Raw genomic sequence first — 13,276 nt, 5'->3', positions numbered from 1 at the left:
TGATCGGGCGTAACCCTCTGAAAGATCCTCAGCGCTTGCAGCAGTTCCCTGCATCGAGGTTCGGTCGAGTCCTCCTGTGTAAAGGGCGCCTTAGAACTCCTAACAGAATGCTGCAACGTACCTTGGAATGTTGGTGCCTGATGGGTTGTTAGCCTGCACTTGAGAAGGGGTGAGCAACCGCCGTGGATCGTGCCGGATGGGCTGTGGGCGCGCATCGAGCCGTTGCTGCCGGTTGTGCCGCGCCGAACGGATCACCCCGGCCGCAAGCGTCTGGACGACCGGAAGGTGCTGTCGGGCATCCTGTTCGTGCTGTACACCGGCATTCCGTGGGAGTTCCTGCCCCAGGAGCTGGGCTTCAACTCCGGCATGACCTGCTGGCGGCGTCTGCGTGACTGGAACGACGCGGGGGTCTGGCAGCGTCTGCACGAGTCGCTCCTGGCCGAGCTAAACGCCGCCGGCGCGCTGGACTGGTCGACGGCGGTGATCGACGGCTCGCACATCAGGGCACTCAAAGGCGGCCCAAAACAGGACCGAGCCCGGTCGACCGTGCCCGAACAGGCTCCAAGCACCATCTGATCACTGAAGGGCACGGCATCCCGCTGGCGGTATCGCTGACCGGCGGAAACCGCAATGACGTCACCCAGCCCCCTGCTCCAGGCCGTCCCGCCCATACGCGGCCGGCGCGGACGGCCCCGACAACGACCGGTCGCGCTCTACGCCGACCGCGGCTACGACCACGACAAGTACCGCAAGCAGGTGCGGGCCCTGGGGATCACCCCGGTCATCGCGCGGCGCGGAGTCGAGCAGGGTTCCGGACTGGGCGTGCACCGCTGGGTGGTAGAGCAGAGCTTCGCACTGCTGCACTGGTTCCGCAGACTGCGCATCCGCTGGGAGATCCGCGACGACATCCACGAAGCCTTCCTCAGCCTGGCCTGCAGCATCATCTGCTGGCGCCAACTGGTCAACCTCTCACTTTGTTAGGAGTTCTAAGGGCAGGCCCCGTGACGGACGTTTCGAAGGGAATCGAAAGCATGGCCTGACCGCCAAGCCCGTGGAATGGTGCTCCCTCACCCTCTACGAACAAGGGGAACATCATGCACTGTGCGCAGGAGGTTCGAAAATGACGAGTCATGAGACACGCTGGGTGCTTGCCTTCGACGCGTCGTGCGGAACCTGCCGGAAGGTGGCCGCGACGGTCGAGCAGTCATCCAGGGGGCGGTTGGAGATCGTGCCCCTGGACCGGCCCGAGGTAGTTGCATGGCGCGCTGCCGCCCTGGGCGAAGACGCACCCTGGCTGCCCACCCTCATCAAGGCACGCGGCGCCCAGGCACACGCTTGGACCGGTGTGCGGATGGGCTTACCGCTTACCCGCCGGCTGGGGGCGCTCGGCACGGTGCGCGTGCTGCGGGCGCTCGGGGATTTGACCGCCCGCAGCGATGCGGGTGCCCGCAAGACCGCACACGCGGACCCTGCCTCGCCATGCCCGGAGGAATCCGGCATGCCGCGCAAGGGATTCCTGCGTCTAGTGACCGGCGGAGTCGTCGCGGGAGCGCTGGTCCTTGCCGGTCGCACCCCGGCGCTCGCGGCGGACGGACGGTCTGAGGTTCGCGAGTGGCTGGAGAAAAACAAGGACGCGCTGCCCACCGAATACGCTGAAGTCACCGCTCAGCCCCTGGCTATCCGGAAGGCCATCTACGGTGCTTCCGCCCCCGAGGTGAAGAAGGCTCTGTGGCTGGCGCACTTCGATGACTACAGGAAGACACGGGGGGCGCTCACTCGAGACCAGCGCACCGCGATCACGCAACTCGAGGCATTCGTCCGGGGAACGGCAAGCTTGTTCACCGTGCCAATTGCTGCGGGTGACACCAACCACCTGACCCTCGACCCGCTCAGGACTGCTGCGATCGAGGCGTTCGGCCAGCAGGAGGCGCGCGCCCTGATGGCTCAACTGGGACCCGACTCCTCACAAGAGGCTCTCGCCGGCGAGTGCGGGTGTGCCCTGGGTGACCCGAGCTGGTGCGGCCGCACCTGCCACTCATGCTGCTACTTCCAGCTCGGCTGCCCTAGCGGTTGCGGCTGTTGCTGCACTCTGGTGTCCAGTGGCTGCGGCTCTCTGTGGGAGTACACCTGCGACGGACTCTGTTACTAGCGGTTGGAATACAAAGCCGCACCGAGGGGAGAACTCTCCCTCTCGCACCCCCTCTTGAGCCGCTCAGGCTGCGTCAACTGGTGCGTGGTGCGGTACGCACTCCGTACGGCGATGCGCACCGACTGACCGGAGCGCACGGCATCGTGCGCACCTGCTTGGGAGGAAACTGCACCGAATGCGCATCGCCGGCGGGGGAGTGTGCTGCATCGTGCACGACACATCACGCCGCGCGTCCTCCGAAGGCGCCCTCGCTTGTTGGGTACTGCCGGGCGGCACCGTGGAAGCGGGGCGAGACCAGTGCGCAGGCCACTGTCCGGGAGGCATTGGAGTGACGTCGTCGGCCTCTATTTCAACCCGCCCGAGGGCGCGGTGGTGCTGTCGGTGGACGAGAAGTCGCAGATCCAGGCCCTGGACCGGTCCCAGCCGGTGCTGCCGATAATGCCGGGCATGCCCGAGCGGCGCACCCACGACTACGTCCGCAACGGCCCGACCACCCTGTTCGCCGCGTTCGACGTCGCCACCGGCGAGGTCATCACGGCCCTGCACCGCCGGCACCGTGCCGCGGAGTTCAAGAAGTTCCTGATCCGCATCGACAAGGAGGTGCCCGCTCACCTGCAGGTCCACCTGATCGTCGACAACTACGGCACCCACAAAACACCGGCGATCAAGGCCTGGCTCGCCAAACACCCGCGGTTCGAGCTGCACTTCACCCCGACCGGCTCCTCCTGGATCAACCAGGTCGAGCGGTGGTTCGGCTACCTCACCCACCAGAAGATCCGCCGCGGCGCACACAAGAACATCCAGGCCCTCGAAGCCGACATCCGGACCTGGGTCAAGCACTGGAACGAAGACCCCAAGCCGTTCATCTGGACCAAAACAGCCGAAGAAATCCCCGACTCCCTCGCCCGCTTCTGCCGACGGATCTCCGGCGCAGGACACTAGTGGCAAGTCGTGGACGTCGGCGGCTATCGCGAGGACCGCTGCGGCGTACCCCTCGGTCTGGAGAAGGCCGGGTACGAGGCCGCAGGAGTACAGCCGAAACAGTTCCGTGTCGCGGTATCCGCGGACCCGGCTGTCCTGGATATGCCGCAGCCCCGCACGGACTTGGTGGCGCCACTGCCGGTACATGGACTCAGCGCCGAGGGACTGCACCACGAGATCTTGCGCCTGAGCTTCCGCACGGGCGGCCTCGCACCAAGCGCGAATATCGTTGGCCGACGGGCCGGTGAGGGCGTTTTCGATACGGCTCGTCTTGGAGTAGTGCCAGCCGCACGCTGCAGCAAGTTGTACAACCGTCAGGCCGGCCTCCTTGCGGATGTCATGCAGGCGTTGGGCAACGGCTTCACGCGCGGCCTGGGCAGACGAGGACGGCGAGGCGGGCATGGGCTGGCTGCCGCTGCTTTCTGATCAGTGGATGTCGTACTGGTCGTGGGGGATGGCGCGGTCCCAGACGGCCGCGAATGCCTCCGAACAGAGCTTCGCGGTGGACGGGTCGTCGATCGTCTCATGGCCGACCATGGCGCCGTTGCCGGAGAAGTAGCCCCAGCGGACCACCCGGTCATCAAAGAGCCAGAAGTCGTTGCCCAGTAGCGCGAGGTCGGAGGCGCGACGGCGGGGAAGCCAGCGGACCTCCTCGCCCGCCAGCAGGTTCACGACGGTGGAGGCGTGCTCGTAGCGGATGTAGTCAGAGACCGGTTCCGACACGATGCGGGCGCGCCGCACGGCGACACCGCGAGCGCGGGCCTGGGAGACGATGCTTACCCAGGGTGCCCAGTCCAGTGAAGCGGGGTCGGTGTCGAGGCGACCGGTCTCTAGCCAGGCCCGGAAGTCGTCGGCTTCTTCGGCCACCCCGTAGTGGTCCCGCATCTCTAGGTGCACGGCGGAGCGCGTGCAGCCAGCCATGAGCTCAGCGATCGTCGGCTCGCTCGACGGCATCGCACGCCTCCCTGATCATCGGCACCATCCTCGCGGGGATCCGGATCACAGCCTCGTCGTAGGGGATGCCGACAGGTGGCCCGGCACCTCGAACGCCGCGCACTCTGCTTCGAGTTCGGGGCCCGGCTTCCAGCCCTGAAGGACGAGTTCCTGCTTCTCCTGGTCGACCCTGCTCTTGCCGGAAAACTCGGTCCGCGCAGGTCACGCGGCATGTTCGTACTCGTGGGACGCTTGGCCGATCCTGAGCCAGGTCGGCGCTCCGAGGATCTCGATGTCCTTGCCGTGGTCGCTCGTCGGCAGCAGGCGCAGCATTGCGAACGCGTTCGTCACGGCGAGATACGTCAGTCGCAGCAGCACGGCCGGTCATGTTCCCGCAGATCCCGGCACGCCACCACACCGCCTCCCACCAGGACAGATGAGTTTCTCGGCAGGGGCAGCGTGCCATTCCATGGTGCGCCTTCCGGCGGGCGTCGCAACCTTCACGCCATCAAAAGGGTTCATTCCGCCCCCTCATGGCGAGAGGTGGCAGGTGGCGTCAGCCCGTTCGCTCATGCGTAGGATCCGTCCCCGTCGTGCCGCCTGTGCGAGTTGCGGGGACTGCACGTCGCACCCGATGGGTCTGTGACCGACAAGGCCCAAAGGTGAGACATCTGTTTCGGCGGCGGTGGCTTCGGGTGTCACTCCGGCTGGCGCTCGGGTCCTCCGAAGTCCGGGCTGGTGTAGTCCGGGCTCGTGAAGCTCGGGCGCGGAGCGGGGGTGGCGTCGTCCGGGCTGCTGAAGCCGGGCCGGTCGTAGCCGAGGTGCGGCGTGCGGATGGTCGGAGCCGGCGGTGCCGGACGACGCAGTACGTCGGTGCCGGGGTCGGCCAGCGCCTCCCGCAGAAACGGCAGGATGCCGCACTCCAACAGTGCGTTGTGCCAGGCCTCCCTGGCCCGGGTTACTTCCGCGGTCAAATCGCGGTACGGTCCGGCCTCGAGCGAGGGCTTGCTGCGCAGGGCGGTGATGAGCAGTCCGACGGCGGTGACGAGGATCGCGGCCGCGGTCACGGCGCCGAACGTCCATCCGGTGGTGAGCATGGTCTGGGCAGCTGCGGGTTCGGGGTCGAGCATCGTGAGGATGTAGCCCACGAGTAGGAAGATCGCTGCGATGGTTCCGGAGAGGGCGGTGGCAGGAGCGGCGAAGACCGAGAACGGGCTGGGCCGCGCGGCTCTGGCTGCAGCGGGTACATCTGGACGTACGTGCAGGCCGAGCACTGCTGCTAGCAGGCGACGGCCGTAGGACATTCTGGCCCACCGATGTACAGCGATCCCGTCGCTGGCCCGACCGTCGTACGACGGCCCGGCTCCCAAGGCGCCCGCGCCGGTGGTCTCGGCGACCTCTCCCATGGTGGTGGCGAGCCCCGTCGTGCTCGAGCGCGGTTCCGCGGAGCCGGTGTCACGGCTGGACTGCGCCGGGTGGCGCAGTTCCTCGCGGACCTTCACGTAGTGCTGGTACTCGGTCGCCGCGGCCGCCGTGATGAGTGCGGTGGCGTTGAGCGCCATGGTGCGCAGCTGTTCCGTGTTGAGTCGCTGTCCGACAGCGGCCAGTTCCGGGCGGTCTGGTGCGGAGCGCAGCGCCTCGTCGAGGATCCGCTCGTATTCCTGGCGGTCCTCGCTCAGCAGGTGCTCCGGATCGCTGTTCACAGCGCCTCCTCCCCGGTCGCAGGTCCCTGACGCCATCGTGGCGCGCCTCGACCATCGAGCCCAGATCCCGTTCTGTCGGTCGGATCGCCAGGCAAGGCAGTGTCCCCAGGAGATGCGGGCTCTGCACGGTGTGTGCGGTCCGCAGAGAGCGCGCCGGGGATGGGCTCCTGCGTGGGAGCAAGCGCGGCACGAGGCGTGGACGACGACAGCGGACGCACAGGGGGAGGCGGGATCTGAGTAGAGGCCGCCTGCTGGACCGGGCTGGCGAGGGACGGGGAGGGTGCCGGCCGGGGGTCCGTTTGGGGCAAGGGAGCGGGCGGTGTGCTGGTTGCCGCATCTGAGGCGCTGGCGTGGTCCGCACCGCCCACGGCACCAGTAGCCGGAGGCGCCCCGATTGCCGTGGGTGCCTCAGTCCCCTCGGCAGGCCGCCGATCGCCCGTCACCGCCTCGTTCACTGTCTGGACGCGGGTGAGCTGGGTGAGCAACATGGGGGCTGACATTCCGACGACGAGGGCTGCGTACTCACCGCTGATTTGCCCCGTAGTGCCGAACAGTACTGCGGCTCCGGCTCCCATAAGGGTGTGCAGGACGGGCGCGACGATGTCGGTGGAGGGGTCGAAATAGTCCTGGAATCGCGGTGCTTGCCTTGCCGATTGCCGACAGTCGAGGCGAACGGTCTGCCAGGACACGAAGCGGCTGTAGAGGTCCACGGCACCACGCAGCAAACCGCCCGCCGCCCCCAACACGATCAACGTCGGGACGTCCACGGTCTCCCCCGGGTGTAGACGCTGACGCCTGGCTGCAAATTTCCGGACACTGCGTCAGCGTAGAGCCAGGCGCGAGTACAAGGAAGGGCTCAAGACGGCTCACTGCTGGGCTAACTACCCATACCTCAGGCGTATTTGACGTCAACGGAGCCAGTCCGTGAGGTAGCCGTGTCGCGCAGTGTCCTCGCCAACTCAAGCGCTTCTGTGTGATGTCCCCGTGGAGGAGGAGATCATCGGGTCCGGGGGCCGGATGCCCTCTGCGGCCGGGCGGGGCTGGCGCCCGGCGGCCGGTGGCCGCGCGAGCAACGAGGGGACAGCAGATCTTTAGCAGAGGCCCGATTTCTGGCTGCGGCAGCAGCAGGCGCCGAGCGGTGTCGCCGGGCTGCCGAGTCAGGACGTCCAGCAGGTGTAGGTGAACCAGGTCTGGACCTCGTCGGCGGACAGCACACGGGTCAGCTCGGCTGTCCCCGGGAGCATCGGGAAGAACCGGTCTGCGTTCCAACTGCGCGGGTACATCGGCTCGTCCAGCACGAGTAGGCGTCGTCCCTCCACGACGGGTATGTCGTCGGGCAGCCCCTCGTTCCAGATCCGCTCCCCGTCCGGGGCGAGGAGTTCGAAGGCCCCGGACGCGAGGGCCCCCGTGCGGCCCTGGGCGGGCTCGGGGTCCGTGGCCAGGCGGACGCTCTCTGCCGACGGTGCGGTGCCGGGTACGTGGCCGCCGCCGACAAGCACATGGGCGAGCAGCGTGTGCAACTGGAAGTTGTCCCCGATGCCGCCGATGCGCACTTCGAACCCGGTCCCGGTGGGCCGGTGCAACACCACCAGGGACTCGTCGTCCAGGATCGCCAGCGCGTAGGCCAGGCACTTGAGGTCGTGCCGCTCCAGGGCCGCCAGGTCGCGGCAGGCGGGGAGGAGCGTGGGTGCGTGCCGACGGCGCACCTCGGCGCTGCGGCACAGCACGGCCAGGGCGGGGGGCTGCCACTGCTCGACCGAGCACCAGGCCAGCGCCAGCCGCAACGCCTCGTGCGCCTCGCCACCCAGCCGGGCCATCAGTGCATCGTCGATGATCTTCTCGTCGGTCTCCGGCAGTTCGTCCCCGGCACCGCCGGCGAGGGCCCAGCGGCGGGCGAACTCCAGGGCATCGAGTAGGTCCCGGTGGGTGCCGTCGAGGATCGGCCCCGCGCAGGCCGCCAGGTCGGCACCGCGTTCCACGCAGAAACCGGCCATTGTCGCCAGCATCGGGCGCGGACCGGTGGGCGGAAAGGCGGGGAGCAGCGCGGCCAACCGGGGTCCCACCGGCACGCATTCGGTGTCCGTCGCCGACTGCAGACCACTCACCACCGCGTTGAACGCACGCTCGGTGCGGCCACCGTCGCGGGCGGCCACTGCCTGCTCCAGCTCTGACATGACGGCGGCCAGGTCCGCGGCCTTCTGCTTCCTTCTGAAGATCACCGGCACACCTTAGGCGTGAGGCCTGACGGGTGTCATGAGGGCATCATCGTTCGAAGATTCTGGACCGTTCCGTGCTGTGGTTCGCCCTCGCTCTGAAGCTGCAGCGGCAGTCACGCCATCACCAAGAGGACGTCGCCCGTGTCTGGCGAAGCACAGGAGGAACCTCGGTTGGTGCTGGCCCCGCGTGATCTTCCTGTTGTAGTGGCCGACGATGCCGGGTTGCCCAGGGCAGCGAACGCGGACAAGCCGTCTTCACCTTCATCTGACCTGCGTGAACTGAGGTTGGCGATGCTCAGTGACGGGGTCAACAGAAGGGCCGGGGGCCCCGTGCACGGAACGGCTTATCGCGGCTACTGTCCTCTGACGAGCGTAGTGGGCAGTGACGCGCCGAGGATCAGATCACGCGGCAGTGCGAGTTCGAAGTGCTGCTCCAGCACGGCGAGAGAGGCACGGTGCGCCGTGTCCCTGTTTGTTTCCTCCGGGATGCGGGCGGCGATGATGTCAGCGCGGATGAGGTCGGCTCCGGGGCCGGTGATCTCCTGCGACCAGGTGTGCATGTACATGTCGAAACCGCACACGTAGTGGTCGTCGTGGAAGCAGGCGAATGCGGGGGGCGGGACCTTCGGGTTCTGCTTCTCGTAGTAGAGCTCGAAGATGTGGACGCCGTCCCGGGAGGTCCCGTCGTGGTAGGCGGGACCGAGGACGGACGGCCAGTGGCCGTAGGCTACGGCGAAACCCAGTCCGGCGTGGTCGCCGTAGCGGACGGCGATGCTGTCGGTGTCGCCGCGTTCGGCGTCGAGCCTGTCGATGAGCTCTTCAGCCTGCGGCCCGGTGGTGGCCTGGACCGGTACGGGTCCGCCGGTGGCGGCGAGGCGGGCGGCGAGCTGTTCGCCGGTCAGGCCCCGGGCCAGCTTGATGTAGTAGCCGAGCCAGGAGATGTCCGCGTCGGCTATCCATGTGATCCCGCCGGAACTCACTGTGTGTCTCCGTTCTCCGGTGTGGCGCGGCCCGGGGGCGGCCCTGTGGCCGGCCCCGGGCCGCATGTGCGGTGTGCTTCAGCATCTTGCTACCGGATGTCGCACTTGATGGTCGGCTTCGTGGCGTCGCACTTGTCGAAACCGGGCGTCCTGACGAAATACGCGTCCTGATCGATCAGCCGGAGGTTCTTGGCGAAGGTGGGGAAGCGGCTCATCGAGGTGGAGTTGATCCATCCGGACATCGCGGACCGGCCGCATACTTCGGACCATGTCGGCGCGGCTGTGCGCTCGTCGTCGTAGAGCCGCCAGGTACCGTCCGAGAGCTTGGTGGCGTAGGTCCGGGCGCACTTGTCGCCCGAGGTAACCGGGTTGGTGCCGCTCATGGCGGAGGGCATCCCGCCGCTGTTGTAACTCGCTGCGAAGGTGAACTCGTCACAGGACGCCTTGTCGCTGGCGGAGATGTCAGTCACCGGTGTGGTGTCCGGGTGGCCGGATTTGGCGGCCCAGCTGTCCGGGCAGATGACCCTGCGGTTGGCGTCGAGGTCGCGGCCGTACTGGTTGCGCTCACCGTGCTCGCCGGTATCACCCCTGCGGTCGGGGAGGTAGCTCAGCGGTGCACCTTCGCGGATTTTCGCCTGGATCAGCCAGGCGTGCGCGGCAGCCGCCGGGGTCTTGGCGGTGTTGAACACATAGCCGGGCATGTAGTCCCGGAACACGCAGCCCGCCGGGGAGTACACCATGTCGCAGCGTACGTATACCGGGTTGCCGATGAAGCCCTGACTGTTGTCCGTGGGGAACGTCTCCGGCACCGACGTGGAGAACGCGTAGGGTGCGAACGCCAGCGCCTGGGAGAGGTCGGAGTCCTTCTTCCCGGACTCATCCGGCACGCCGCCGGACCACGGCACGGTGGCCGTCGCAGTCTCCTCGTGGGGGTCGATGTCGTAGGAGCCGCCCCACATCAGATTGCCGTCCCATGCGTAGGCCGGCTTGTCCATGCAGCCGGCGGAGCACTGCGGGGAGATCGTCAACTTGATCGCCCCCGGCTGGGCGGGGAACGGCAGGTGTCCGGCGGGCATCGGCAGCGGTGTGACACGGGCCCACAGTTTCAGCTCCGTGCCGGTCAGCGCCGTGCTCATGTGAGAGGAGTACAAGAACTCTTGGTAGCCCTTCTCCTCCTGGCCCTGCTCATCGGTGACCTGGACGGAGAACTTGCCGTACATGCACGCTTTGTCGCGGGTGAAGATCGACAGGTAGGTGTCCTGAGCGGCGCCTACTTCGCAGGAGTCGTGCAGCGGCGGGTTCGCGGCCCGCGTGGACTTCAGCCTCGCCCTGGATTCGCGGGCGGCTTCAAAGTCTGCCTTCGTGGCCGGCTCCCAGGCGAGGCACAGCCGGTCACCCTGCCCGGTCGCCTCGCAGTGTCGTTCACCTGCGGCGTCCTTGGTCTGCACCGATCCCCAGCCGGGGACTGGCTGCCAGGAGGTGTCGAAGGCCGGGTCCGCCGCATCCTTCTTCGGCGCGGGGAGGGTGATGTCGACCTGTCGGCCCCGGGTCTTGAACGTCGCGTACGGCGACCAGTCCGTCTCGTACAGGGAGCCGTCGTAGGCGGGGGTACGGAACGCGTAGGTGGTGGCGGGCTTGAGGTTGCCGTGCGGGACGGTGACCGTGGCCTTCGACCCCGAGGTCACCATCTTGGACACGATGACGCCGTACTCGGCGGACACCTCGCCCTGGTTGGCCGGGTCGGCGTTCTGGCCCGTCAGCTTCATCCTTGGCCTTCGGCTTGCCGGCCGTGTCGACGCTCCACACCTCGAACGCGAGGTTCGCCTTGTCCCCGTCCGGGTCCGTGACCGAGTTGCGCAGCTGCGCCACGGTGCGGTCGATCTGCCACACAGTGCCGCTCTGCTTCCATGTGGGCCCAGCTTCCGGCTTACTCCCCGACGCGGGGCGGCCACCGGCTCGGGTGCCCTTTTCCGGCCCGGCGGCCGGCCGCGAGGACGGAGCATAGTTCCCGTCCTGGCTCGGAGCCGGGCTGCCGGCGGCAGACGCCACGCCGGTGCCGAGTAACGGGACCGCGGCGGTAACGCCGGTGGTTAACCGGGACGGACAGCGTCTTCTTGTCGTCGTTCCAGACATGCTGGATGATCCTTTCAGGCCCCATCCCGCGAGCCCTCGGCTGTGCATGGCTCCCGGGGCGCAGGCTGGTTGGTGGTTGAGGCTCGCCGGGAACCTTCCTGCAGGGCCGCCGCCTTGCCACTCCACGGGCATCAACTGGGGCGTTCAGTCTGAAACGCAGGTAATGGACGTGATGAGGCCGACGTTTAGCGAGGGTTGCCGCGCGGACCCTCCAAACCTTGAGCAGCGGTCGCTGTAGATCTCCACCAACCCTCCTGTGGGAATTCGGTGTCAGAGCGTGGGTGGTGTTTCCGGGGTGGCGGCTACCGTGAACCACATGGATGACTCCGCGCACAACCCCGCCGCCGTGCACTGGTTCCTGATCGCCTGAGGCCGAGGAGTGCGAGCGGGCATTCGGGTTGCGGGCCTGGGCGACGTCGCACGGTGATGTGTCCGGGTTGGTCGCGCTCGAGGGTGGTGAGCGGGCGATTGGCTCGCGGGTGTGGTGGCGGAGCCCGGTGGAGATGTGCGGCGCACCCGGGCCGGGGCGACGGGGCCCCGGTCCGGCTTCCGGCACAAGCCGCTGAGCCGCGCCAGGACCGCGGGCGGCTCCGCGATCGGGTCAGGGACTTAGGCGCAGCCAGGAACGCGCACGCGGTCAGGGACAGGGCGAAGGGGGCGGGTGGCGCCGATCTGGCGCCGACGGTAGAGGAGCAGGGGGTGCAACTGCTGCCGTGATGTCCCGCTGCGGGCGCTTGGTTCGGCGCGAACCGTCGTGGTGGCGCATCCCACGAACTGGAAGGCGCAAGCCGTGAATGCCCGCTGCTGCCCATGAGGCATCGGCTCGCCACCCCCACCGCCGTGCAGCAGCCCCGCGTTCAAGGCCCTGTTGTGCGCTCCAAAGGAAAGCTGACGCCCGTGCCTGGTGGGCGCATTGCCGTGTGGAAGGGTTGATCCGCAGAAGAGACCTCCGATTAGGGTGGCGGGGGTGCGGGCATCGCCTTGGTGCGCGTGAAGTGGCCGTGGTTTTGAGGGGGGTTCACGGGGGATGGGCTACGTCCTGCCTGGCTGGATGGACGAGATCCTGGACTTCATCGGGATCAACTGGCCGAACGTCGACGGTGATGGCGCTCTTTGAATCTCCTCATGTGACGCTCTTCAGGTGGCCAAACCTGCTCAGGTGATCTCCCCACCCTTTGCGTGATCCTTCTCGGCGTGTCGATCTGGTGTCGGCGTGTCGTGGAGAGCCTGCGTGGCTGCGTAGGTGAGAGGCGAGAGCGGATGTCGGTGGGTTTCGGCAGCGACTGACGCTGGGCTGGCGCTGAAACGTTCCCGAGTTCTGAGAGCGCCCCTGCTTCCGTGTCGGTTGCGGCAGGTCCAGGACGATGCAGTGCTGGAACGTTTGATCGATAGCATCTCGTCGTGACGCTGCGGTGGTCAGTGGTCTGACGAGGTGAGGAAGCTATGAGCGATGATGTCCTGTCGATCATTCCGAATGATCCGCAGTGGCAGCCGGACCGCGATGCGGTCGACCACGTCGTCGCGCTCGTCGAGGACCTGGCCCCTGGTGTGGCGGGCGGCGTGGACGTGGAGATCGAGGTGACGTGGCACGACGTGGTGACGGCCGTCGACTGCGGGGCGAACCTGGAGAGGATCGGTTGTCCCTTGTGTCAGGCGGCCATCGACACGGAGTGGTGGGGCGACCTCCTTGAGGCTCACTGCGACGACGGGTTCACCACGCTCGCGATCGAGGTCCCGTGCTGTGGAGGATCAACCACTCTTGACGTGCCGGATTACGACTGGCCCTGCGGTTTCGCCCGGTTCGAGATCGCCATATGGAACCCCGAACGCTCCTGGTTCAGCGAGGACGAATTGAGGACTCTAGGGGATCGACTGGGCCATCCGGTGAAGCAGATCCGGGCCCATATCTAAGTCTCCGCAGCTCATGCGATCGCCTGTTGTTCGGCGGCGGGCGCGGGCGCGGGTGGTGGCGAGGCGGTAGGAGTCGGTGCCGGTCTCGATGATGTTGCCGCCGAAGGTGAGGCGGTCGATGGCCGCGCAGAGCCTGGGGTCGGTGAAGGTCTTGGTCCAGCCAGAGAAGGACTCGTTGGAGGCGATGGCGACGCTGTTCTTCTCCTCCCGCTCTGTCAGAGTGCGAGATGTGAGCCTTTACCCGGTTCGTCGTTGAGTTTGGATGAGGCG

The 13,276-nt window shown here is 67.4% G+C and carries 8 protein-coding genes and 5 pseudogenes; 4 read left to right on the top strand and 9 right to left on the bottom strand.

What is annotated here, in order from left to right:
* The first annotated feature begins 159 nt into the window (after positions 1–159).
* The 3 genes and pseudogenes from ACIRP7_RS36595 to ACIRP7_RS36585 all read left to right on the top strand — a co-directional run.
* Positions 160–981, top strand: a pseudogene (locus ACIRP7_RS36595) (IS5 family transposase).
* Between the two features lie 139 nt (positions 982–1,120).
* Positions 1,121–2,149, top strand: coding sequence for a bacteriocin fulvocin C-related protein (locus ACIRP7_RS36590; RefSeq protein WP_403668515.1), 1,029 nt, complete (start codon positions 1,121–1,123; stop codon positions 2,147–2,149).
* A gap of 273 nt (positions 2,150–2,422) precedes the next feature.
* A pseudogene (locus ACIRP7_RS36585) lies at positions 2,423–3,091 on the top strand (IS630 family transposase); the annotation flags it as partial.
* On the opposite strand, the pseudogene ACIRP7_RS36580 reads toward ACIRP7_RS36585, so the two are convergent.
* The 8 genes and pseudogenes from ACIRP7_RS36580 to ACIRP7_RS36545 all read right to left on the bottom strand — a co-directional run.
* A pseudogene (locus ACIRP7_RS36580) lies at positions 3,056–3,532 on the bottom strand (helix-turn-helix domain-containing protein); the annotation flags it as partial. The pseudogenes ACIRP7_RS36585 and ACIRP7_RS36580 sit on opposite strands and share 36 nt — an antisense overlap.
* A gap of 24 nt (positions 3,533–3,556) precedes the next feature.
* A complete protein-coding gene (locus tag ACIRP7_RS36575; protein ID WP_403668512.1) occupies positions 3,557–4,084 on the bottom strand; it encodes a DUF6879 family protein in 528 nt (175 codons plus the stop codon).
* Positions 4,056–4,252: pseudogene (locus tag ACIRP7_RS36570) on the bottom strand (hypothetical protein); the annotation flags it as partial. The gene ACIRP7_RS36575 and the pseudogene ACIRP7_RS36570, both read right to left, overlap by 29 nt.
* Before the next feature lie 33 nt (positions 4,253–4,285).
* Positions 4,286–4,441, bottom strand: a complete 156-nt coding sequence (locus ACIRP7_RS36565) for a hypothetical protein (protein ID WP_403668510.1) — start codon at positions 4,439–4,441, stop codon at positions 4,286–4,288.
* Between the two features lie 320 nt (positions 4,442–4,761).
* Positions 4,762–5,802, bottom strand: coding sequence for a hypothetical protein (locus ACIRP7_RS36560; protein WP_403668508.1), 1,041 nt, complete (start codon positions 5,800–5,802; stop codon positions 4,762–4,764).
* A 1,121-nt stretch (positions 5,803–6,923) separates the two neighbouring features.
* Positions 6,924–7,985: a hypothetical protein gene (locus tag ACIRP7_RS36555; protein WP_403668505.1), complete on the bottom strand. Its 1,062-nt coding sequence runs from the start codon at positions 7,983–7,985 to the stop codon at positions 6,924–6,926.
* A gap of 350 nt (positions 7,986–8,335) precedes the next feature.
* On the bottom strand, positions 8,336–8,962 hold the full coding sequence (locus ACIRP7_RS36550; protein WP_403668503.1) for a hypothetical protein: 627 nt from the start codon (positions 8,960–8,962) through the stop codon (positions 8,336–8,338).
* An 89-nt stretch (positions 8,963–9,051) separates the two neighbouring features.
* Positions 9,052–10,728: a hypothetical protein gene (locus ACIRP7_RS36545; protein WP_403668501.1), complete on the bottom strand. Its 1,677-nt coding sequence runs from the start codon at positions 10,726–10,728 to the stop codon at positions 9,052–9,054.
* A 1,810-nt stretch (positions 10,729–12,538) separates the two neighbouring features.
* On the opposite strand from ACIRP7_RS36545, the gene ACIRP7_RS36540 reads away from it, so the two are divergent.
* On the top strand, positions 12,539–13,006 hold the full coding sequence (locus ACIRP7_RS36540; protein WP_403668498.1) for a hypothetical protein: 468 nt from the start codon (positions 12,539–12,541) through the stop codon (positions 13,004–13,006).
* A gap of 24 nt (positions 13,007–13,030) precedes the next feature.
* On the opposite strand, the pseudogene ACIRP7_RS36535 reads toward ACIRP7_RS36540, so the two are convergent.
* Positions 13,031–13,240: pseudogene (locus ACIRP7_RS36535) on the bottom strand (ATP-binding protein); the annotation flags it as partial.
* Positions 13,241–13,276: the final 36 nt, after the last annotated feature.

It is taken from the genome of Streptomyces sp. NPDC102270 (assembly GCF_044766405.1).
Lineage (GTDB): Bacteria > Actinomycetota > Actinomycetes > Streptomycetales > Streptomycetaceae > Streptomyces.
This window is presented reverse-complemented; position numbering and strand designations above follow the sequence as displayed.